The organism is Burkholderia savannae (assembly GCF_001524445.2).
In the GTDB taxonomy this organism is placed as follows: Bacteria; Pseudomonadota; Gammaproteobacteria; order Burkholderiales; family Burkholderiaceae; genus Burkholderia; species Burkholderia savannae.
Genome location: NZ_CP013417.1, coordinates 876,404 through 899,796 on the forward strand (window position 1 = coordinate 876,404; position 23,393 = coordinate 899,796).

The 23,393-nt window shown below is 69.1% G+C and carries 15 protein-coding genes and 1 pseudogene; 15 read left to right on the forward strand and 1 reads right to left on the reverse strand.

Features of this window, described 5'->3' with window-relative positions; all coding sequences use genetic code 11:
• Nucleotides 1-125: 125 nt before the first annotated feature.
• Nucleotides 126-377 carry a hypothetical protein gene (locus WS78_RS04435; protein WP_226377200.1) on the reverse strand — a complete coding sequence of 84 codons (252 nt, stop codon included), beginning with the start codon at nucleotides 375-377 and terminating at the stop codon, nucleotides 126-128.
• A 1,460-nt stretch (nucleotides 378-1,837) separates the two neighbouring features.
• On the opposite strand from WS78_RS04435, the gene WS78_RS36950 reads away from it, so the two are divergent.
• The 15 genes and pseudogenes from WS78_RS36950 (at nucleotide 1,838) to bcsG (ending at nucleotide 22,725) form a co-directional block, all read left to right on the forward strand.
• Nucleotides 1,838-1,942, forward strand: a complete 105-nt coding sequence (locus tag WS78_RS36950; RefSeq protein ID WP_197419483.1) for a potassium ABC transporter ATPase — start codon at nucleotides 1,838-1,840, stop codon at nucleotides 1,940-1,942.
• Nucleotides 1,939-2,034, forward strand: a complete 96-nt coding sequence (gene kdpF, locus WS78_RS04440) for a K(+)-transporting ATPase subunit F (RefSeq protein WP_038745678.1) — start codon at nucleotides 1,939-1,941, stop codon at nucleotides 2,032-2,034. Before WS78_RS36950 ends, kdpF begins: the two co-directional genes overlap by 4 nt.
• Nucleotides 2,031-3,839, forward strand: coding sequence for a potassium-transporting ATPase subunit KdpA (kdpA, locus tag WS78_RS04445; protein WP_059584455.1), 1,809 nt, complete (start codon nucleotides 2,031-2,033; stop codon nucleotides 3,837-3,839). The genes kdpF and kdpA overlap by 4 nt, the downstream gene beginning before the upstream one ends.
• Nucleotides 3,840-3,933: 94 nt before the next feature.
• Nucleotides 3,934-6,018 (forward strand): potassium-transporting ATPase subunit KdpB, encoded by a 2,085-nt coding sequence (gene kdpB, locus WS78_RS04450; RefSeq protein WP_059584640.1) that lies wholly within the window; start codon nucleotides 3,934-3,936, stop codon nucleotides 6,016-6,018.
• A gap of 15 nt (nucleotides 6,019-6,033) precedes the next feature.
• On the forward strand, nucleotides 6,034-6,615 hold the full coding sequence (kdpC, locus tag WS78_RS04455; protein WP_059584456.1) for a potassium-transporting ATPase subunit KdpC: 582 nt from the start codon (nucleotides 6,034-6,036) through the stop codon (nucleotides 6,613-6,615).
• 272 nt (nucleotides 6,616-6,887) lie between these two features.
• The gene (locus tag WS78_RS04460; protein WP_059584458.1) at nucleotides 6,888-7,586 is read left to right on the forward strand and encodes a response regulator; all 699 of its coding nucleotides are present in this window, start codon (nucleotides 6,888-6,890) and stop codon (nucleotides 7,584-7,586) included.
• Between the two features lie 86 nt (nucleotides 7,587-7,672).
• Nucleotides 7,673-8,110, forward strand: coding sequence for a hypothetical protein (locus WS78_RS35535; protein WP_156437479.1), 438 nt, complete (start codon nucleotides 7,673-7,675; stop codon nucleotides 8,108-8,110).
• Between the two features lie 165 nt (nucleotides 8,111-8,275).
• Nucleotides 8,276-10,639, forward strand: a complete 2,364-nt coding sequence (bcsB, locus tag WS78_RS04465) for a cellulose biosynthesis cyclic di-GMP-binding regulatory protein BcsB (protein ID WP_082717733.1) — start codon at nucleotides 8,276-8,278, stop codon at nucleotides 10,637-10,639.
• 3 nt (nucleotides 10,640-10,642) lie between these two features.
• On the forward strand, nucleotides 10,643-11,878 hold the full coding sequence (bcsZ, locus tag WS78_RS04470; RefSeq protein ID WP_081989848.1) for a cellulose synthase complex periplasmic endoglucanase BcsZ: 1,236 nt from the start codon (nucleotides 10,643-10,645) through the stop codon (nucleotides 11,876-11,878).
• A pseudogene (locus WS78_RS04475) lies at nucleotides 11,848-15,728 on the forward strand (cellulose synthase subunit BcsC-related outer membrane protein). Before bcsZ ends, WS78_RS04475 begins: the two are co-directional and overlap by 31 nt.
• A gap of 22 nt (nucleotides 15,729-15,750) precedes the next feature.
• Nucleotides 15,751-17,649, forward strand: coding sequence for a cellulose biosynthesis protein BcsE (gene bcsE, locus WS78_RS04480; RefSeq protein WP_059584460.1), 1,899 nt, complete (start codon nucleotides 15,751-15,753; stop codon nucleotides 17,647-17,649).
• On the forward strand, nucleotides 17,646-17,858 hold the full coding sequence (locus WS78_RS04485) for a hypothetical protein (protein WP_038750974.1): 213 nt from the start codon (nucleotides 17,646-17,648) through the stop codon (nucleotides 17,856-17,858). Before bcsE ends, WS78_RS04485 begins: the two co-directional genes overlap by 4 nt.
• Nucleotides 17,855-18,640: a cellulose biosynthesis protein BcsQ gene (gene bcsQ / locus WS78_RS04490; RefSeq protein ID WP_059584462.1), complete on the forward strand. Its 786-nt coding sequence runs from the start codon at nucleotides 17,855-17,857 to the stop codon at nucleotides 18,638-18,640. The genes WS78_RS04485 and bcsQ overlap by 4 nt, the downstream gene beginning before the upstream one ends.
• Entirely contained in the window at nucleotides 18,637-21,144 is a 2,508-nt protein-coding gene (gene bcsA / locus WS78_RS04495) for a UDP-forming cellulose synthase catalytic subunit (RefSeq protein WP_059584464.1), read from the forward strand. The genes bcsQ and bcsA overlap by 4 nt, the downstream gene beginning before the upstream one ends.
• 30 nt (nucleotides 21,145-21,174) lie before the next feature.
• Nucleotides 21,175-22,725: a cellulose biosynthesis protein BcsG gene (gene bcsG / locus WS78_RS04500; protein ID WP_059584466.1), complete on the forward strand. Its 1,551-nt coding sequence runs from the start codon at nucleotides 21,175-21,177 to the stop codon at nucleotides 22,723-22,725.
• The last annotated feature ends 668 nt before the right edge of the window (nucleotides 22,726-23,393 follow it).

The window sequence follows — 23,393 nt, forward strand, 5'->3', positions numbered from 1 at the left end:
CAGATTCGTCAAATGCAATGCATGCGAGCGGGCATGCCCGTGAATCAAAATCGCTCGAGCCGTCCGGCGCGTGTTGCGGCGATGCACATGTTGCCTCTCACGCGTTCGGCGACGCGCGCTCGAAATCAGGATCGCCGGCTCGGCCGCCCGACGCTCTCCCGCGCGATCAATTCGCTCAGGATGCGCAGCAGGACTTTTCCTTTCCGCGTGATCGAGAACTTGGGCGCGCCCTTTTCCCGATCGATCAGTTCCGCCAGCCCTGCGTCGCGGAGCATCGTCATGTCGAGCGTTCCCCGCTCGATTTCGACGGGCGCATGTTCGAGCAGCATCAGCGCCGCCATTTCATGCGCGCTCAGCCGCGGCATGTTCGCCGGCACCGAATTTCCATGGAACTCGTTCATCAGCAATCCTTTCTTCAACACGCATGGCGCACATGCGTATCGCATCGTTCGCCACGCGCAAAACGATGCGAAGTCCGAAGGGGCGGGCGAAGAGCAGGAGCCGCGTCGTGTCGACGGTCGGCCCGTCCCGGCTCTCGGGATTCGGCCCGGGCGCGTCGACGCCGTCGGAAGGCCATTGCCAGATATCGGCTCGATGGCGACGTGCCGCGCCTCGGAACGCGGGCATCGTGCGCGCGTTGCGGTTTCCGCGAGCGAACGCAGCCCCGCATGGCGCGCTGCCGCCGGAGTTGCGGCAGCCGGGCCATTCCTGCGGGCCGAAGGACACTCGGGAAGGGTAGCTAGCGGCGCGCACCGCCCGCCTTTCGGCAGGACGATGGCTCGAGGAAAAGAGCTTGCGTCCTGCCTGTCAGGTAGCGATGCAACTTGGGGGACGAGGACATCGGATGGTCATGTCGCCGGCTCTCGGTTGGATTACGGTTGATATTTTATTGAGCCGCGATCCGGTGACAAGTAAAAAGGTCGTAAAGGAGGATGGGTCGGCGCGCTTGTCGATGCGTGTTCCGTGCGTAGCGCGGGGCGGCGGAATGTCGAGAGCGCGATGCAGGCGCGCGCGCTCGGCCGTCGCCGCGGCGCCGCCACGTTCGCGCCGGCGCGCCTCACCGACACGCGGCGCATCGCATCCGGACGAATCATCGTGGTCCGCACGCGGTCGCGGCATCGCCGACGGTGTGCGTTCACGGTTGAAGAGAGGCGATGGCGTGCCTCTTGCGAATCCGCACGCCTTGCGGATGCCGCTTTCCGTCACCTGCAGTCAGGCGCGGGTGAATGCGCATTCATGCATTCATGCACTCACGCATTCACGACTTGAGCGCGGGAGCGCTAGCGCTCAGGCGTCCCGTCGAAAGATCGCGAATTCTCGCTATCCATTCTTGATTGAGCTCCGAAACGTGAACGGCTATGCATGGCGAGATTCGTGGTGGTCCAACGCCGAACGCCGAACGCCTCCGAATCCGAATCCGAATCCGAATCCGAATCCGAGGCGACCTCATCGATACGTCTGCCGGCGTATTGAAGTTCGAACAGAAAACGAAACGAAGTCGAACCGCGTTCGACGCGGCGATGCAAAATTTCGGCGTTGGTCACAGAGTTGACTCACGTCAATTGTCTGTAAAAACGCGTGACTAAGCTACGTCCGAGCGCGGGACGCCGACGCAGGCGTGCTGCGCCGAAGTGATCAGGGGTTCTATTCATTTCGCATCGAGCCGCTCGAAGTTGCTCGACGCTCCGATGCGATGGCGCGCATTCGCTTTCTCTCACCCGACGCCTCCGCCGTTTCTGTTTACGCAACTTTTATAGTCCCGCGCTTCGGTTTTTCGGGAAGTTTACCGTGGCTCTCATACGCTGGGTTTAGCGGGTTTCCGCTTGGAGGCGCGACCATGGATCTCCTTTACCTCATCGCCATCGGCGTATTCGGCGGCTTGATCGCCGCGATGATCGCCGGTTGCGACAAACTGCGCCGCACGTCGGGAGGCCGCTCATGAGTGCCTGGATGATGTGGCTCGCGGGCGCCGCGACGGCCGTCTTGTTCGTCTATCTCCTCTATGCGCTTCTGCGCGCGGAGGATCTCGAATGAACCTGAACAATTCGATCCAGACGGGCATTTTTATCGTCTTATTGATCGCGCTGGCGATTCCGCTCGGGCGATACATGGCGAATGTGCTCGACGGCAAGTCGGCGATCGTGCTCCGCGTAGGGCGACCGGTCGAGACCGCGCTGTACAGGCTAGCCGGCGTCGATTCCGCCGCGGAGATGTCGTGGCGGCAATACGCGATGGCCGTCGTCGCGTTCAACGCGCTCGGCGTCGTCGTCGTGTACGGCGTGTTGCGCATCCAGCAATGGCTGCCGGGCAATCCGCAAGCATTCGGCCCGATGACGCCGGACGCCGCGTTCAACACCGCGGTGAGCTTCGTCACGAACACCAACTGGCAGGACTACACGCCGGAGCAGACCGTCAGCTATCTGACGCAGATGGCCGCGCTGACGGTGCAGAATTTCTTTTCGGCGGCCACGGGCATTGCCGTCGTGGTCGCATTGATCCGAGGCTTCGCGCGCCATACGTCGAAGACGATCGGCAACTTCTGGGTCGACTTCACGCGCATCACGCTCTATATCCTCATGCCGGCCGCGCTCGTCGTCGCCGTCGCGCTCGTGAGCCAGGGCGCGATCCAGAACTTCTCGTCGTATGTCGACGTGCCGACGTTGCAGGTCACGCACTACCAGGCGCCCAAGACGGACGCGCAAGGCAATCCGGTCAAGGACGCGAAGGGCAATGCGGTGATGGCGGACTTCAAGGCCGACAAGCAGACGATCGCGATGGGGCCCGTCGCATCGCAGGAAGCGATCAAGATGCTCGGCACGAACGGCGGCGGATTCTTCAATGCAAACTCCGCGCATCCTTACGAGAATCCCACGCCCGTCGCCAATTTCACGCAGATGATCGCGATACTGATCATCCCCGCCGCGTTGTGCGTCGTGTTCGGCCGCATGGTGGGCGACCGCCGGCAGGGCCATGCGATTCTCGCGGCGATGACGATCGCGTTCGCCGTTGCGTGCTGGGGCGAAATATCCGCGGAGCAGGCCGGCAATCCCGTCTTCACGACGCTGAACGTCGATCAGCGCGCGTCGCCCGTTCAGGACGGCGGCAACATGGAAGGCAAGGAAACCCGATTCGGCATCGCGCAGTCGGGCATCTTCACCGTCGCCACGACGGCGGCGTCGTGCGGCGCGGTGAACAACATGCACGATTCGTTGACGCCGCTGGGCGGATTCGTCCCGCTGATGTTGATCCAACTCGGCGAAGTGATCTTCGGCGGGGTGGGTTCCGGACTCTATGGAATGCTCGTCTTCGCGTTGCTGGCGGTGTTCGTCGCCGGGCTGATGATCGGACGAACGCCGGAGTACGTCGGCAAGAAGATCGAATCGTACGAGATGAAGATGGTGTCGATTGCCGTTCTGCTGACGCCGCTCCTCGTGCTCGTCGGCGCGTCGGTCGCCGTGCTGTCGGCGGCCGGCGTGGCGGGCGTCGCGAATCCGGGCCCGCACGGCTTCTCGGAGATTCTCTACGCGTACAGCTCGGCCGCGAACAACAACGGCAGCGCGTTCGCGGGCCTCTCGGTCAACACGCCGTTCTACAACGTGACGCTCGCGATCGCGATGTGGTTCGGTCGCCTCGGCACGATCATTCCGGTGCTCGCGATCGCGGGCTCGCTCGCGGACAAGAAGCGCATCGCGGTGACGGCCGGCACGCTGCCGACGCACGGTCCGCTGTTCGTCGTGCTGCTGCTCGGCACGGTGCTGCTCGTCGGCGCGCTGACCTATGTACCGGCGCTCGCGCTCGGCCCGGTCGTCGAGCATCTGATGATGATCGCCGGTCATTGACGTCGTTCATGGCGAGGTAGACATGATTCAGGATAACCAAGCATCGCAACATCGCCCCGACAACCTCGGGCACGCGCGCCTCGCGGCGCGCTCGATGTTCGATCCGGCCATCGTCCGGCCGGCTTTGGTCGATTCGTTGCGCAAGCTCGCGCCGCGCACGCAGTTGCGCAACCCGGTGATGTTCTGCGTGTACGTCGGCAGCATCCTGACGACGGTCCTGTGGATCGCCGCGCTGCGCGGCGACGCCGAGGCGCCCGCGGGCTTCATTCTCGCGGTCGCGCTGTGGCTGTGGTTCACCGTGCTGTTCGCGAACTTCGCCGAGGCGCTCGCCGAAGGGCGCTCGAAGGCGCAGGCGGCATCGTTGCGCGCCGCGCGGCACGACGTGATGGCGAAGAAGCTCGAGGGGCCGCACCCGAAATCGCCGATCCGCATCATGACCGCGAGCGACCTGCGCCGCGGCGACGTCGTGCTCGTCGAGGCGGGCGACGCGATTCCGGCGGACGGCGAGGTGATCGAAGGCGTCGCGTCGGTCGACGAATCGGCGATCACCGGCGAATCGGCGCCCGTGATCCGCGAATCGGGCGGCGATTTCTCGTCGGTGACGGGCGGCACGCGCGTGCTGTCCGACTGGATCGTCGTCCGGGTGACGGCGAACCCGGGCGAGGCGTTCCTCGACCGGATGATCGCGATGGTCGAGGGCGCGAAGCGCAAGAAGACGCCCAACGAGATCGCGCTCACGATCCTGCTCGTCGCGCTGACGATCGTGCTGCTGCTCGCGACGGCGACGCTGCTGCCGTTCTCGATCTTCTCGGTCGCGGCAGCCAAGGCGGGCCATCCCGTCACGATCACCGCGCTCGTCGCGCTGCTCGTGTGCCTGATTCCGACGACGATCGGCGGCCTGCTGTCCGCGATCGGCGTGGCGGGCATGAGCCGGATGATGCAGGCGAACGTGATCGCGACGTCGGGGCGCGCGGTCGAGGCGGCGGGCGACGTCGACGTGCTGTTGCTCGACAAGACGGGCACGATCACGCTCGGCAACCGTCAGGCGTCGGCGTTCTACCCGGTGTCGACCGTGACCGAGGAGGCGTTCGCCGATGCCGCGCAACTGGCGTCGCTCGCCGACGAGACGCCGGAGGGCCGCAGCATCGTCGTGCTCGCGAAGCAGCGCTTCAACATCCGCCAGCGCGACATGGCCGCGCTGCACGCCGTGTTCCTGTCGTTCTCCGCGCAGACCCGAATGAGCGGCGTCGACCTGTCCCCCGCAGGGGCTTCCGCCGGGGCGCCGAGCCGCGAGATACGCAAGGGCGCGGCCGACGCGATCAAGCACTACATGGAAGCGCACAACGGCAGCGTGCCCGCCGAAGTCGACAGCATCGTGAAGGACATCGCGCGGCGCGGCAGCACGCCGCTCGTCGTCGCCGAATTGCGCGACGGCATCTCGCGCGTGCTCGGCACGATCGAATTGAAGGACATCGTGAAGGGCGGCATCAAGGAGCGCTTCGCCGAGCTGCGCAAGATGGGCATCAAGACCATCATGGTGACGGGCGACAACCGGCTCACCGCCGCGGCGATCGCGGCGGAGGCGGGCGTCGACGATTTCCTGTCCGAGGCGACGCCGGAAACGAAGCTCACGACGATTCGCGAGCATCAGGCGCAAGGGCGGCTCGTCGCGATGACGGGCGACGGCACGAACGACGCGCCGGCGCTCGCGCAGGCGGACGTGGCCGTCGCGATGAACACGGGCACGCAAGCGGCGAAGGAAGCGGGCAACATGGTGGATCTCGACTCGAACCCGACGAAGCTGATCGAAGTCGTCGAGATCGGCAAGCAGATGCTGATGACGCGCGGCTCGCTCACGACGTTCTCGATCGCGAACGACGTCGCGAAGTATTTCGCGATCATTCCGGCGGCGTTCGCGACCACGTATCCGCAGTTGGGCGTGCTGGACATCATGCGTCTGACGTCGCCGTCGTCGGCGATCCTGTCCGCGGTGATCTTCAATGCGCTCATCATCGTCGCGCTGATCCCGCTCGCGTTGAAGGGCGTGAAGTATCGCCCGCTCGGCGCGTCGGCGCTGCTGCGCCGCAATCTGCTGATCTACGGGCTCGGCGGCATTCTGTTGCCGTTCCCGTTCATCAAGCTGATCGACGTGATCCTGACCGCGCTCGGTTGGGCATAACGGGGGAGCGACATCATGAAGACGCTGATTCGGCCGGTGCTCGTGCTGTTCGCCGCGCTGACGCTGATCACGGGCGGCCTCTATCCGCTCGTCGTGACCGGGATCGGGCAGGCCGTGTTTCCGTGGCAGGCGAACGGCAGCCTGCTCACGCGCGACGCAAGGGCGATCGGCTCGGCCGTCATCGGTCAGCAGTTCGATGCGCCGCAGTATTTCTGGGGGCGTCTGTCGGCGACCACGCCGAATCCGTACAACGCGCAGGGATCGAACGGCTCGAATCTCGGGCCCACGAACCCGGCGCTCGCCGAAGAAGCGAAAGGGCGGATCGACGCGCTCAAGGCCGCGGGAACGGACGTGTCGAAGCCGATTCCGGTGGATCTCATCACGTCGTCGGGCAGCGGCCTCGATCCGGAGATCACGCCGGCCGCGGCGGCCTATCAGGCGGAGCGGGTGGCGAAAGCGCGGGGCTTGTCCGTCGATCAGGTCAGCCGCCTGATTGCCGGCGGCACGAGCGGGCGCCAGCTCGGCGTGCTGGGCGAACCGCGCGTCAACGTGTTGAAGCTGAACCTGGCGCTCGACGAAGCGAAGCCGATGCGCTGACCGGCGATCGATGGCGGGCCGTCGTGAGCGATCCGGCAGGGCGCTCCAGGCCGGGCGTCGCGCGCGGGGCCGGCGAGCGGGCCGTCGCGCGGCGACGGCGAGTGTCGGGCGCGACGGCATCCGGAGATCGGCGGCGCGAACGCGAACCGAACGCGGCGGGCTCGACGCAACGTCGTCTGCCGCGCATGAGCCTGGAGAGGTGGCAACGACATGATATTTTCGCCGGCTGCCGGCCACGCGCGGTCGACTCGAACGATTCGACAAGGTCGAGCATGAGCGAGCCGACCGCTACCGTCATGCTGATCGACGGCGAAACCTGCATCCGTCACTTCGTGCGCGCGGCGCTCACGCACGAGGGCTTCGCCGTCTACGATGCCGGCACGGGCGCACGAGGGCTCGACGAGGTCGCGCGGCGGCATCCGGACCTCCTGATCGTCGACGTCAACTTGCCGGATGTCGACGGCATGGACCTGATCGGGGAGATTCGCCGCGCGTCGCGTGCGCCGCTGATCGTCCTGTCGTCGCGGGATCGGGAATCCGACAAGGTGGCCGCGCTGAATGCCGGAGCGGACGATTATCTGACGAAGCCGTTCGGGGTGCCGGAATTGATCGCACGCATCCACGCGCGTCTGCGGCGGCTGACCGGCAATCCCCGTCATCGCGGAGGCGTCGTGCGCTTCGGCGGCGTCACGATCGATCTCGGCGAGCGGAGCGTGATGCGCGAGGGCGGGGTCGTGCACTTGAGCCGCACGGAATATCGGCTGCTCGCGTTGCTGGCCCGGCACGCCGGACGATTGCTGACGCATGACCAGTTGCTGACGGAGATATGGGGGCCGTCTCACATGCAGGATCAGCATTACCTGCGCGTCTACGTGGGGCATTTGCGCCAGAAGCTGGAGCGCGACCCTGGGCGTCCGGAGCACATCATGACGGAAGCGGGCGAGGGATATCGGCTGATCGGCGCGCGGTAGCGGCGCTGCGCGCGTGGCGGAGGGTTTTCTGGATCGGCATCGCAAACGGAATGCACGTTCGACACGCGACGGCGCCGCCGTATCGAATGCTCGACGCACGCGCGCTGATGAACGCGCGTCTCGGCAGCATTGCCCGAAAAATACGCAATGGAAATTTCGGATCGCTACGCTTTGCGACGAGATGTCGCGATGCCGGTTTCAATTGCAGAAAACGCGGTCGATTGCGCGCGACGCTCGATTCGTTCAGCAAAAGATTGCCGGCGGCTCGTGGTCCGGCGATGCCGGCTCCAGGTCGAATTCCCCAGGCGGTCCGCCGCTTCGCTCGCGGGACGCCGCGCCTGATGACCCGCCGCGCCGCCTCGGCCGCGATGAGGTTCACGAGCGTTGGCGATTTCGGCGGCGATTCGAAGCGGCGCCCGTCGTTCGTCGCGGCATCGCGGCGAGAACGTCATGCGCGCCCGTCTTGCAACCGGGAAAATCGAGACAAAAATATTGCTCACACAGTGAGACCGGATGAATTATAAAAGTTGAAGCAGATCCGTTTTGCAGCGCCGAAGAGGCGAGGGAATCGATTCCGATTTTCGAATCGGCATGACGCTTACGAGATATTCGGTGTCGATTCGGCAATCATGATGCCGATTATCTAATTCGCTCCAATTGTTGCATTTCGTTGAATTAAAAATAAATCAATGCGCAATCTGGGATTTTCTGCAGAAGACCGATGCGCCACGCGACGGCGGCTTCGCGAACGATTGCGGGCGGCGCTCGCGTCTGCCGCCGTCGCGTCGACCATGGCGGCGGCGCTTCAAATCGCCGAAGCCGCGCCGGCGCCGGCGCCCGCGTCCGCTGCGGACTTCTCCGCGTCCCGGCGTCCGGACGCAGGCGTTGCCGACGGTCGCGCCTCGCAGGCGCAATCGCAAGCGCGATCGCAAGCGCGATCGGAAGCGCACCTGCCGTTCTCGTCGCTCGGCGCATACGACGTGCTCAAGTTCCGAGGCGTCGACGCGACGCGCATCGTCAACGCCGGCGTGCGGCTCGATCGAGTGGTCAATGCCGCACGGCTGCGCCTCGTTTATGCGTATTCGCCGGCGCTCGTGTTTGCCGTTTCGCATCTGAAAGTGACGGTCAACGGCGAAGCCGTCGCGACCGTGCCGTTCGCGCCGGAGCGCGCGGGCCGCACCGTCACGCAGGACGTTCCGATCGATTCGCGCTTGCTCAGCGATTTCAATCAGATCGGCCTGCATCTCGTTGCGCACTACACGCTCGATCATTGCGAGGACCCGAACCATTCGTCGCTGTGGGCCGACGTCAGCCCGTCGAGCGAATTGATCCTCGACGAGGAGGCGATGCGCCTGCCGAACGATCTCGCGCTGCTGCCCGTGCCGTTCTTCGATCGGCGCGACAACGATCGGCTGACGCTGCCTTTCGTACTGCCCGCGGCGCCCGACGACGCGACGCTGCGCAGCGCGGGCGTGCTCGCGTCGTGGTTCGGCGCGCTCGCGAGTTACCGTCACGCGCGCTTTCCGCTCGCGTCGGCGCCGCCTGCCGGCGCGCACGCGGTGGTCGTCGGCATTGCGTCCGCGCTGCCTGCCGGGTTGAGCCTGCCGGCGATCGACGGCCCGATGCTGATCGTCGCCGACAATCCGTCTGCCGCGGACAAGAAGCTGCTCGTCGTCACCGGGCGCACCGCGGCCGAAGTCGACGAAGCGGTTCGTGCGCTCGTGCTCGGCAAGGCGGCGCTGTCCGGGCCGTGGGCGCGGATCGCGCGGGTCGATGCCGGCCCGCCGCGCAAGCCGTACGACGCGCCGCGCTGGCTGCCCGTGACGCGGCCCGTCGCGTTCAGAGAGCTCGCCGAGCAGCCCGACGCGCTCGAAGTGCGCGGCAGCGCACCCGATCCGATCCGGCTGAACCTGCGTCTGCCGGCCGATCTGCATTCGTGGAGCGGGGCGGGCGTGCCGCTGCTGCTGCGCTATCGTTACACGGCGCCGACGGTGCCGAACAACTCGACGCTGTCGGTCGAGATCAACGAGCAGCTCGTCAAGTCGTACCGTCTTCCGCTCGCGTCGGCCGACGACGCGCGCGGACGATTGCAACTGCCGCTGCTGTCCGATCCGGACGCGCGCAGGACGAGTGCCGTCGACATCCCCGCGTTCCGCGTCGGCAGCGCCAACCAGTTGCAGTTGCGCTTCAATCTCGATTCGCAGCAGACCGGCTGGTGTTCGGGCGTCGCGTCGCAGCCGCAGCGCGCGGCGATCGATCCGGATTCGACGATCGATTTCTCGCACTTCGTTCATTACGCGGAGTTGCCGAATCTCGCGTATTTCGCGAACAGCGGGTTTCCGTTCACGCGCTACGCGGACCTTTCGCAAACGGCGGTCGTGATCGCGGATGCGCCGTCGCCCCAGGAAATCGAAGCGTTCCTCGCGATGCTCGGCCACATGGGCGAATGGACGGGCTTTCCGGCGCTGCGCGTCGCGCTCGCGCGCGAGCGCGACGCGGCGGGGCTCGTCGACAAGGATCTGCTCGTCGTCGACGGCGGCTCGTCGTTTCCGCTGCTCGACCGCTGGCGCGCGGCGTTGCCGGTCGTCTTCGGCGCGCGGCCCGCCGACGGCATGGTGCCCGCCGCGTTCGCGGTGACGGAGCGCTGGCGTGTCGGCGACAGGCGGCGGGAAGGCAGCGCGCTGCTCGAGCAGCGCGGCGCGCTCGGCGCGCTGCTCGGCTTCGAGCTGCCCGGCAGCCGCGGGCGCAGCGTCGTCGCGCTGACGGCGACCGACGCGCAGCGCCTGGGCGATCTGCTCGACGTGTTCGACAAGCCCGGGCTCGTCGCGCAGGTGCAGGGCGATCTCGCGCTCGTCCGGGCGGATGCGGTGGACAGCATGCGGGTGAACGACACCTACATCGTCGGCTATGTGTCGTGGTACGAACGGCTCTGGGGCCACGCGGCGAAGCATCCGCTGCTGCTCGGCATCTCGGGCGTGCTCGCCGGCCTGCTGCTCACGCTCGCCGCGTTCGGCGTGCTGCAGCGGATCGCCGAGCGGCGCCGCAGGAGCTGACGGATGGCCCGCGAGCCGATCGACCCGACGCGGCGCACCGGCTTTGCCCGACCGATGCGGCGTGCGGCGACGGCGACGGCGGCGCTCGTCGGCGCGGCGGCGGTGGCGGGCGCCGCCGCCGTTCGCGCGCAAGCCGTCGCCGTGGGCGACGCGAGCGTTTGCGCGGCCGCGTCGGACTGGCCCCGCTGGGCGCGCTTCAAGCGCGATTTCATGTCGATCGACGGCCGCGTGATCGACGTCGGTTCGGCCGACGAGCGGACCGTGTCCGAGGGCCAGGCGTACGGCCTGTTCTTCGCACTCGTCGCGAACGACCGGCCGGCCTTCGACGCGCTCCTTCGCTGGACCGAGAACAATCTCGCGCAAGGCGACCTGAGCGCGCATTTGCCCGCCTGGCTGTGGGGCCGCGCGAGCGACGGCGCGTGGCGCGTGCTCGACGCGAACGCGGCATCCGACGCCGATCTGTGGATCGCGTACGCGCTGCTGGAGGCGGGGCGCTTATGGCGCGAGCGCAGCTACATCGCGCGCGGCGCGGCGCTCGCGAAGCGCGTGCTGGACGACGAGACGGCGACGCTGCCGGAGCTCGGCGTCGCGCTTTTGCCGGGGCCGGAGGGCTTTCAGCCGGCGCGCGACCGATGGCGGCTGAACCCGAGCTACTCGCCGCCGCAGGTGATACGCGGCATCGGCGCGCATCTGCCGGACGACGCGCGCTGGCCGCGCCTCGTTTCGAGCGCGCGCCGCGTGCTGCTCGACGCCGCGCCGCGCGGCTTCGCGCCGGACTGGACGGTCTATCGCGCGGGCGCCGGCTTCGGGGCCGATCCGGCCACGCGCGGCGCGGGCGCGTACGACGCGATTCGCGTGTATCTGTGGACGGGCATGCTCGCGGCGGACGATCCGCTCGCGAAGCCGCTGCTCGCGCGTTTCGCGCCGTTCGCGAACTACGTGGCCGCGCACGGCGCGCCGCCGGAGACGGTCGATACCGAGACGGGCGTGCCGGGCTCGAGTGCGGGCAATGCGGGCTTTTCGGCGGCGGCGGTGCCGTTTCTCGACGCGCGCGGCGAGCGCGCGCTCGGCGACGCGCAGGTCGAGCGCATCGCGCGGCTCGACGGCGAAACCGCGCCGGGCTATTACACGGCCGTACTGACGCTGTTCGGGCTCGGCTGGCGCGACGGGCGTTATCGGTTCGCGGCCGACGGCATGCTGAACGTCCGATGGAGCGAGCCGTGCGCGGCGGGCCGCTGATGCGCGCGGCGGCGCTCGCGCCGCGGTTCGCGTGGCTCGCATCGTCGGTCTGGGCGACGGCGGGGATCGCCGCGACGCCGCCGGCCCTGCGCGCGCCGAGCCAGGCCGACGCGCGCGCCGACGCGAGGCGTCTGTTGGAGGCGGCGCGGATGTGGTCCAACAAGCACCGCGACGACCTCGCGCGCGACGCGATCCGCAAGGCGCTGCTGATCGCGCCCGGCGATCCGGCGCTGCTCGCGGAGCAGGCTCGCATTCTGCTTCGCCTCGGCGACGCCGCGGGCGCGCAGGCGGCGCTCGCGCGCCTGCGGTCGGTCGCGCCGGGCGCGGCGGTGACGCGTCAGATCGAGGACGAGTATCGCGTCGCGACGAGCGGTCGCGAGGAAATGGCGCAGATCCGCCTGCTCGCGCGCAGCGGGCGCGGCGACGAAGCGGCGCGAAGGATCGTCGCGCTGTTTCCGCACGGCGCGCCGTCGGGCGCGCTCGGCGCGGAGTATTACCAGATCGTCGCGCGCGCGCCGGACGGCCGCGCGCAGGCGATCGACGCGCTGCGCCGCAGCGTAGCGGCCGATCCGGACGACGTCGCCGCGACGCTTGCGCTCGTGCGGCTGCTGAACGAGCGCGCCGATACGCGCGCGGAGGCGAACCGCATCGTGTCGGCGCTCGCGCGGCGGCAGGACGTCGACCGCGCGGACGTGCTCGCGCTCTGGCGCAGAGTGCTGCAGTCGGCGGGCCGCGATCCCGCCTATCTCGATGCGATGCGCGCCTACCTCGCGCTCGCGCCGGACGATGCCGAGTTCGGCGACGCGGCCGCCGCGATCGAGCGCGAGCGCGACGCGCAGCGCCGCCTCGAGCGCGATCCGGACTACGTCGCGCAGCGGCGCGGCTTGCAGGCGCTCGCGCGCGGCGACGACGACGCGGCGCGGCCGCTGCTCGAGCAGGCGGCGCGCGCGCGGCCGCGCGATCCGGAGGCGATCGGCGGGCTCGGTTTGTTGCGGCTTCGCGAAGGCCGGCACGACGAAGCGCGCGTGCTGTTCGAGCGCGCGGCCGCGCTTGCGCCCGACAATCGCGCGAAATGGGAGAGCCTCGCCGGCACCGCGCGTTTCTGGGGCCTGCTCGCGCAAGGCCGGGCCGCGGCGGCGCAGGGCCGAACGGAAGACGCCGAGCGCGCGGCGCGCGCGGCGCTCGCGATGAAGCCCGGCCAGGCCGACGCCGAACTGATGCTCGCCGACGCGCTGCTCGCCCGGCGCGACTGGCGCGACGCGGAGCCGCTGCTGCGCGAGTTGCTGGCGGCGCACGCGCCGAGCGTGTCGGCGGTGCGCAGCGAGACGACGCTGCTCGAGCAAACCGGCCGCGCCGATCAGGCCGAATCGCTGCTCGACGCGCTGCAACGCCGTTTTTCCGCAGCGGGCGACCGGCACGCGCTCGCGCGCTTGCGCGCCGACATGATCACGCAGCAGGCGGGCGCGCTCGCGGCGGCGGGCAAGCGCGGCGCGGCGGCCGAGCGCTACGAAGCGGCGCTGCGCGCCGCGCCCGACGCGCCGTGGACACGTTTCGCGCTCGCGCGCTTGTATCGCGACATGGGCCTGCCTCAGCTCGGCCGGACGGTGATGCGCGACGGGCTCGGGATTTCCGATGCATCCGACATGCATTACGCGAGCGCGCTCTATCTCGCGTCGATCGACGACACGGCGGGCGCGCAGGCGGCGCTCGCGCCGGTGCCGCGCGGCGAGCGCACCGACGGAATGAACGCGCTCGCGCGCAAGCTCGACGCAAGAGAGGCGATCGACGCCGCGCGTGCGGCCTATGCGCGCGGCGAGACGCGCGCGGCCGCCGCGGCGCTCGATCGCGCGGCGGCGCTCGCGTCGGACGATCCGGACATGACGGCCGCCGTCGGCGCGCAATGGATCGCCGAAGGCGACGGCGATCGCGGCGTCGCGCTGCTGCGCGACTGGATCGCCGCGCATCCGCAGCGCGCGGACGTCGACGTGCGGTTGCGCTACGGCGATCTGCTCGGCAGCGCGGGGCGCGACGACGAGCTCGCCGCCGCGCTCGCCGCGCTGCGCGACGAGCCGAATCTGACCGTCGGGCAGAAGGCGCGCGTCGACGACCAGGCGCTGCGGCTCGTGCTGCGCAAGACGGACGACGCGCTCGCGCGCGGCGACTATGCGCGGGCGCGTCGGCTGCTCGACGCCGCGAGCCCGGAAGAGAAGGCCGACAGGCGCTATGCGCTCGAGCTGGCCGACCTCGAGCGCGAGCAGGGCCATGACGCGGCCGCGCGGGACGCGCTCGCGCCGATTCTCGCGCGCGCGCCCGACGATGCCGACGCGCGCCTGTCGCTCGCCCGCATCCTCGAGCGGGCCGGCGATCGCGACGGCGCGCTCGCGATCGTGCGCGACGTGCTCGCGCGCGCGCCGGAGGACGACGTCGACGTCCGCCTGTCCGCCGCCCGCCGGTTCACCGCGCTGCGGCGGCCGGACGAAGCGCGGCGGGTGACCGATGCGCTTCGCATCGCCTATCCGGCGCGCGCCGACGTTACCGTCGAAGCGGGCCGCGTCGCGCAGGACGAGGGCCGTTACGGCGAAGCCGAGTCGCTCTATCGCTTGTCGCTCTCGCAGGAGCGCGCGGAAGGCGTCGCGCCGGGCCGCGACGGCGCGACGCCCGCGCAAGACGCATGGGGCGATCTGCGGCAGCGGCGCAATCCGGAAATCGAGGCGGGGTGGCTTCCCGCATACAAATCGGGCGACGCGGGCGTCTCCGAATATCACGCGCAGCAGGGAACCGTCTATCTGCAGATGCCGTATCGCTACGACGGCCACTTCTTCGTTCATCTCGACGCGGTGCATCTCGACGCGGGCACGCTCGACACGCGCGACCCGAACGCGTACGCGCTCGCCACGTTCGCGACGTATTCCGCGTTCGCGTCGCAGAACGTGAATCCGCCCGGCTCGCTGCATCAGTCGGCGACGGGCGTCGGATTCGGTGTCGGCTATCAGTCGGAGGCGTGGCGCGTCGACGTCGGCACGACGCCGCTCGGCTTTCCCGTGCACTACGTCGTCGGCGGCGTGAGATATCGATTCGGCGCCGGGCCCGCGCGCTTCTCGATCGGCGCGTCGCGGCGGCCCGACGACACGGGCAGCGAGCTGTCGTATGCGGGCTTGCGCGATCCGTGGACAGGCGCGGCGTGGGGGGGCGGCGGCGCGACGGCGTCGACGTGCACGCGAGCGTCGACGTCGGCGCGGCGAACGTTTTCGCGGATGTCGGCGCGGGCGTGCTGACCGGGCGCAACGTTGCCGACAATGCGGAGATCACGTTGCGCACGGGCTTCACCGTGCCCGTCTACCGGCGCGCGGGCATGCGCGTCGACGCGGGCCTCGTCGGCAATGCTTGGCACTACGCGAACAACCTGCGTTTCTATACCTACGGGCAGGGCGGCTACTACAGTCCGCAGCGTTACCTGTCGCTCGGCGTGCCGATCGAGTGGCTCGGCCGGCGCGGCGCGCTCACGTGGGATCTGACCGTCACGGCCGGCGTGACGAACAGCTACGAGAGAAACGCGCCGTATTTCCCGAACGGGCTGCCGAACGTCCCCGGCCTGAAGCCGCCGCAGGCGCTCGGCGGCCTCGTGTTCGGCGGCGGATCGACGCGGGGCGTCGCGTTCTTCTACGGCGTCGACGGCATCGTCCAGTACCGCGTGAATCCGCATCTCGTGATCGGCGCGCGCATCAGCATCGATCATTCGCATGACTATGCGCCGAGCTCGGGGCTGCTGTACCTGCGCTATGCGTTCGACGCGCGCAAGAACGAGAGCCGTCTGTCCCCCGAGCCGGTTCGGCTCTATTCGAGTTACTAGACGTCGGAAGGAGCATTCGCGCGTGAACACCGAATCCGATTCCGCCCGCTACTCGACCCTCGGCGCCCGGCTGCTCGCCGGCGTGCGCGCGTTCGGCCGGACGCGCACGCCGCCGGCCGGCGCGGACTGGGGCCGCCTCGCGATCGACGCGCTGCCCGGCGAATGGACGAAGCTCGAGCCGGGCGGACTATACGCGGTGTACGCGGCGGCGCGCACGCCCGGTTGCGACGCGCTCGTCTGGGAAAGCGCGCGGCAAGCGGGCGCGCGCGACGTCACGGTCGTGCTTGCGTGCGACGCGCGGTCGGCGTCGGCTCGCTTGCGTGAGCGCGGCTTCGCGAACGCGGCGCGCGGCTGGCCGCGCCGCCTGAACGTGCTCGCGATGCCGGTGCGTTCGGGCGGCGAAGCGGGCAAAACGGGTGAAACGGGCGAGGCGGTCAAATCGCCGTTCGCCGCGCTCGCCGGCGGCCTCGCCGCGCTGAAACGATTCGGCTTTCGTGCGAATGCGCTGTATTTCGTCGAGGGCGCCGAGCGCTGGTTCGACTGGAGCGATCCTGCGGCGCTCGCGGAAGAAGGGCGCGCGCTCGCCGCCTGGTGCCTCGCGCGCCGGATCGCCGTCGTGCTGCTGCTCGGCGACGCATCGCCCGACGGCGCGAGCGGACAGGCGCGCGACGCCGCGCCGGACGATCGCCCGATCGTGCGCGATGCCCGCCGCGCGCAGCTCGGCGGCTTCCATCGCGCGTGCGCGGGCGTCGCGCAACTGCAGCGCTCGCACGGGGAATTGCTGTGGGTCGTCGATTTCTGGCGCACGCGCGGCGCGCTCGCGACGGGCGAAGCGCGCGCGCTGCGCTTCACGCCGGCGGGCCGGCTGACGGCGGCGGACGACAGCGCCGCCGACGCGCGCGAAGCGCAGCGCCTCGCCGCGGACGAGGCGCGCGTCGTCGTCTCGCGCGCGGTGGTCGGGAACGAGACGTGGACGCCCGACGAATGGGAAGTCGTCTCCGACAACGACGCGGTGCTCGCGGCCTGCACGGCGGCTCACGCGGCGACCGCCGTGCTCGCGTACGCCGGGCATGCGCAGCTCGAGGCGCTGTGCGCGATCGTTCACGCGCTGCGCCGCGGCTGCGGCGGCGCGCTGAAGATCGTCGTGGTCGAGCGCGGGGAAGTGCTGCGCCATCACTTCGAGCTGCTGATGCTGAGCCTCGGCGCGAACCAGGTGATCGCGCGCGACTTGCCGCATGCGCGCGTGCTGGCCGTGCTGCGCTCGCTGCAAGGCCAGCTCTATGCGCGCCCGGTGCCGTCGGACTATCGCGCCGCGCTCGCGGCGTTGCTCGGCGAAGGGGCGCTCGGCTATCTGCCGGTGGGCGCGTTCTGCCTGCACGTGCGCGCGGTGCTCGAGCGCAGCGCCGCGCTCGCGTTGCCGCATGCGCTCGTCAAGCTGACGCTGCTGCCGGGCGTCGCGCACGCCGATGCGCTGCGCGCGTGCGTGCCGCGCCGCGCCGGCGACGTGCTGACGGCCGACGCGCAGCACGTCTACCTGTTTCTGTTCGCATGCGAGCTGCCCGACGTGCGGCGCGTGCTCGACCGCCTTTTCCAGGTGCCGGTCGAGCGCGTGTCCGATCGCATCGTGCATCTCGCCAACGAGAGCATCAAGCTCGAACTGGATCGCCTGCTGGCGGCGAACCGGCGCGCGCCGATCGCCGACTACAGCGACCTGTTCCCGCGGGCGCACGCGGCGCGTCCGGCGGACGAGCCCATCGCGGAAAAGCCGTCGGCCGACACGGCCGGCCGGCGATCCGACGCAATCGAGGCGTGCGCGTCCGCGCCGGCCGCCGTTTCGCCGCAGCCGGAAGCCGCCGTCCGCCATCTCGGCGATGCGACGCGCTTCGCGATGCCGCTGCGCGATCCGAAGGGGCGGCCATGACTTGGATGCTGATCGGTTTCGTGCTCGGCGTGGCGATCGCGATTCCCGCGTGGATCGCGTCGCGGCGGCTCGGCATCGGGCGCGGCCTGCAGGCGCCCGCGCGGTTTCGCCGGCATGCGGCCTCGACGTTCGACGTCGCGCCCGTCGTGCTGCGCGGCCGCTATGTGCCGGGCGCCGGCGAGGCGGCCGAACGTGAGGACGCGCGATGAAGACGATCGCCGTGATTTCGACGGCGGGCGGCGCGGGCCGCACGACGCTGACGGCCGCGCTCGCCGTGCTGCTCGCGCGTCGCGGCCGCCCGGTCGTCGCGCTCGATTTCGATCCGCAGAATCTGCTCGGCGTGCCGCTCGGGCTCGACGCATTCGCGTCGGCGGGCATCGCGCACGCGCTGTCGGGCGCGGCCGCCGCATGGCACGCGCACACCTGGCGCAGCGCGGACGGCGTGCTGTTCGTGCCGTATGGCGACGTCGATCCCGCGCAGGCGCTCGCGTGCGACCTGCGGCTCTCGGCCGAACCGGAGTGGCTTGCGCGTTCGCTCGTCGACGTCGATTTGCCCGGCAACGGCGTGACCTTGATCGACGCCGCGCGCTATCCGTCGCAGCAGGCGGCGCACGCGCTGCGCTGCGCGGATCTCGCGCTGTGCGTCGTGCCGCCGGAGCCCGCCGGTTGTGCGACGGCCGCAGCACGGCTGCCCGAACTGCGCGCCGAGACCGGCACTGCGCTGCACATCGTCGTCAATCGCCTGAATCCCGCGCGCGACATGCAGCGCGATGCGCTCGCGATGCTGCGCGCGGCGGCGGGGCCGGGCGTCGTGCTCGAGCAGCGCGTGCATTTCGATGCGGCGCTGCCCGAGTCGCTCGCGCGCGGCACGTGGTTCTTCGACGATGCGCCGCATTCGCAGGCGTCGCACGATATGCACGGCGTCGCGGGTTGGGTCGACGCGTGGCTCGATGCGCCGGCCGGGGGCGAGACGTCGGGAGCGCGGCAATGACATCGCGCGTCGCGCTCGGCCGCCGGATCGGCGACGCGGCCGCCCGCATGCGCGACTGGATCGCTCGCGGCCTTGGCGTGCCCGCCGAACGCTCGTCGTTCGATTGGCTCGTGCGCGCGTTCTTCCATCCGCCGGCGCCCGGCCGGCGCGACGCCGCGCGCGACTGGCTCCGGGCGGCGATACTCGCCGTGGCGACGCAGTGGGGGGTGATGCAGCCGCACAGTTCGCGCGAGTGGCTTTGGCGCGTGGTCGTGCGTGCGCCGCGCCCCGCCTCGGCGGTTCGTCGTCGCGCCATTGAGCGGCATTCGGCTCGGTTCGCGCCGGCGCGCCGCGTCGCCGTCATGCTGGGCGCGCTGCCATGGGAGCGATGGAGCGCGCGGATGGAGCGCGGCGCGACGCGCGTTGCGCGTTCGCGCGTGACACTGTCGATCGTCGCCGCGGCGGGCGCCGCGCTGTGGCTTTGGGCCGCGACGTCGCCGCTGCTGCCGGGCGCGCAGTTCGCGTTCTTCGCGGCCGTGCTCGGCCTCGCGCTCGTGATCCGCCGCATGCCCGGCCACGTGCCGACGCTCGTGCTCGCGATGCTCGCGCTGCTTTCGATGATGCGCTACGTCTGGTGGCGCAGCACCGAAACGCTCGACTTCCGCACGCCGGTCGAGGCGCTGGTCGGCTATCTGCTGTACGCGGCCGAGGCGTACACGTGGCTCATCCTCGTGCTCGGCTTCGTGCAGACGATATGGCCGCTCGACCGGTCGGTCGAGCCGCTGCCGGACGATCCGGCCGGCTGGCCGAGCGTCGACGTCTACATTCCGACGTACGACGAGCCGCTCGCCGTCGTGAAGCCGACGATATTCGCCGCGCAGAGCCTCGACTGGCCCGCCGGCAAGCTCAACGTCTATCTGCTCGACGACGGCCGTCGTCCGGAGTTCGAAGCATTCGCGCGCGACGCGGGCGTCGGCTATCTGACGCGCGACGACAACCGCCACGCGAAGGCGGGCAACATCAACAGCGCGCTTGCGCGAACGCACGGCGAATACGTCGCGATCTTCGATTGCGATCACGTGCCGACGCGCTCGTTCCTGCAGACGACGATGGGCGCGTTCCTGCGCGATCCGAACTGCGCGCTCGTGCAGACGCCGCACCATTTCTTCTCGCCGGACCCGTTCGAGCGCAACCTCGGTACGTTCCGCCGCGTGCCGAACGAAGGCAGCCTGTTCTATGGCCTCGTGCAGGCGGGCAACGACCTGTGGAACGCGGCGTTCTTCTGCGGCTCGTGCGCGGTGCTCAAGCGCGGGCCGCTCGAAGAGGTGGGCGGCGTCGCGATCGAGACCGTCACCGAGGACGCGCACACCGCGCTGAAGCTGCATCGCCGCGGCTATACGAGCGCGTACCTGCCGACCGTGCAGGCGGCGGGCCTCGCGACCGAAAGCCTCGCGGGCCACATCAAGCAGCGCATGCGCTGGGCGCGCGGGATGGCGCAGATCTTTCGCATCGACAACCCGTTCGTCGGGCGCGGCCTCGGCCTGTTCCAGCGCATCTGCTACGGCAACGCGATGCTGCATTTCTTCTACGGCATCCCGCGGCTCGTGTTCCTCACGGTGCCGATCGCATACCTGTTCTTCCATCTGTATTTCATCAACGCGTCGGCGCTCGCGCTCGCGAGCTACGTGCTGCCGTATCTCGTGCTCGCCCAGCTCTCGAATTCGCGGATGCGGGGGCGTTTTCGCCATTCGTTCTGGGCGGAAGTGTACGAATCGGTGCTTGCGTGGTACATCGCGCTGCCGACGACGATCGCGTTCCTGAGCCCGAGGCACGGCAGGTTCAACGTGACCGCGAAGGGCGGGCGGATCGACGAAGCCTACGTCGACTGGGCGACGTCGAAGCCGTATCTCGCGCTGCTCGCGCTGAACGCGGGCGCGATTTGCGCGGGAGTCGTGCGGCTCGTCGTCGCCCAGGGCGACGAAGCGTCGACAGTCCTGCTGACGATGAGCTGGACGCTCTACAACCTGATGATGCTCGGCGCGGCGATCGGCGTCGCGTACGAGGCGAAGCAGGTGCGCGTCACGCACCGGATCGCGATGCGGGTGCCGGCGACGCTGCTCTTCGCCGACGGCACGACCATCGCGACCGTCACGCACGATTATTCGAGCGGCGGCCTCGGCCTCGAGGCGCCGGCCGGCCTGATGCTCGAACCCGGCACGCCGCTTCGGATCTGCATCACGCGAGGCGATCAGCCGTTTCACTTTCCCGTGCGCGTCGCGCGCTCGCGCGACGGCTATCTCGGCGTTCAGTTCGAGCAATTGACGCTCGAGCGCGAACGGCAACTCGTCGAATGCACGTTCGGGCGCGCGGATGCGTGGCTCGACTGGCGCGACGACGAACCGTCCGACGCGCCGCTGAGCGGCCTCGTTCAGGTGGCGACGGCGGGCATCGCGGGCTACGCACGGCTCGCGAGACGCACGCTGCGGATGGTGCGCTCGCCGCGAGAGGCGGAGCGTGCGCGCTGACGACGAGACGAATCACACGGAGCCGCGGCTATGACGATCTGGAATCTGTATTTCATCCTGAAGATCGTGCTGTTTGCGACCGGGCACTTGAAGCCGCTCTGGCTCGCGAACGTCGGCCTGGCGCTTGCGCTCGCGTTGACCGCGCCGATTCGTCGGCGCGGATTGCAGGCGCTGCGTCACGTGATCGCGCTCGCGCTCGCCGTGCCGCTGATCTACCGCGAGGCCGGCTTGCCGCCAGCCGCCCGCATCGTCGAAGCGTTCGGCGGCCTCGAGTCGTTCAGTCTCGCTTACTGGATGGAACTCGCGTCGCGATACGTGCCGCCCGCACTGCTGTTGGCGACGATCGCCGCGATCGTCGTCTATGGGATCGTGAACCGCTGGGTGCGCGTCGCGACGTTCGTGCTGGCGGCGCTGATCGTGATACCGATGTGGCAGGCGGGCGAGGCGATCGTCGCCGGCGCGCGGGCGGGCGACGGCTCGTCTGCCGCCGACGCTCGCGACGCCGCGCGTGCGCTCGATCACAACGCGGCGCTTGCCGCGTTTCGCACGCGCGAGTCGCAGCGCGTCGTGACGTTCGGACATCCGCGCATCGATCCGGCCACGCAGTTCGACGTGATCGTGCTGCACGTGTGCTCGCTGTCGTGGGACGATCTCGACGTCGCGAAGCTGCGCAATCATCCGCTGCTCGGACGCTTCGACTATCTGTTCACGAACTTCAGCACGGCGGCGAGCTACAGCGGGCCGGCCGCGATTCGCGTGCTGCGCGCGACGTGCGGACAGGAGGCGCATGCGGACTTGTACAAGCCGGCGTCCTCGTCGTGCTATCTGTTCGCGCAACTGGCCGAAGCCGGCTTCGCGCCGCAGACGCTGCTCAATCACGACGGCCATTTCGACAACTTCCTGCAGGTCGTTCGCGACAACATCGGCGCGCCGAACGCGCCGGTGTTGTCGAACGCGGACGCGCCCGTCGCGATGCACGCGTTCGACGGCTCGCCGGTCAAGGACGACTACGCGACGCTCGCGAGCTGGTACGCGAAGCGCGGCACGACCGCGGGCCCCGTCGCGCTGTACTACAACACGATCAGCCTGCACGACGGCAACCAACTGCCGGGCAGCCACTTGACGAGCCTCGACTCGTACCCGCTGCGCGCGCGCAAGCTGATGGACGACTTCGATCGCTTCGCGGACCTGATCGCGTCGTCGGGCAGGCGAGCCGCGATCGTGGTCGTGCCCGAGCACGGCGCGGCGTTGCGCGGCGATCGCAACCAGGTCGCGGGGCTGCGCGAAATACCGACGCCGCGCATCATCCACGATCCCGTCGGCGTGCGGCTCGTGGGTTTTCCGGGCAATCACGGCGCGACGACGGTGATCGACGAGCCGACGAGCTTTCTCGCGCTCGCGCAATTGCTGTCGAACGTCGTGAGCGGCGCGCCGTTCAGGCCGGGCGCGACGCTGTCGCGCTACGCGGCGGATCTTCCGCAGACCGAGATGGTCGGCGAGAACGAGGGCACGGTGACGGTGAAGACCGCGGACGGCTACGTGGTGCGAACGCCCGACGGCGTATGGGTGGGGGAGCGATGAGCACGCGAAACGGAAAGCCCGACAACGACCTGACGGGGCTTACGCAGTACGTTGCGGGATTCGACGCGGGGCACTACGTCGACGAGCAGGCTCAACGGATTTATGAGGATGCGCTCGTCAAATGGCCGCTCTTGGCTCGGCTGATGGGGCTCGAGGCCGCGTCACGCGCTGACCGGCGGGCGGTAGGGTAGATGCGTTCGCGCGGCTTTGCCGAGCGGAATTGAAGGTCACGCGGGAGGCTCTCGGGCACCGTCGTTGCAGGTTCCGATCCCGAAGGCACCCGAAAAAGTATCCGGCGGATTTTGAAAATCTGCGACTTTTCTTGGAAGCCAATGACAGCTTGGGTGGCCCGCAAACCCTTGTCCGGCTTGGCTTTGCGGCATTTCTTGAGAGGCGGGGGAGGCGTGTGCTGGCGGAAGCGGTGTCATGCAAACTGCCTTGTGTATCAACGGTTTTGTGGAAAAAAATTGAAAAAGTACCCAACCAAGTACCCAGAAAAATAGGCCCTTTCGTCCTATAAGGCTTTGACCGGCTTCGATAATGTCGTCTCCGCCTTTTGTTCCGCCAAACTGCCTTATTTGGCAAGGCGTTCGGGATTTCTGGTTCCGAAAGTACTCTATTTAGTACCCGGATAAGGCGTCCATTGTGCAAATGATGCCAGGCGTCTT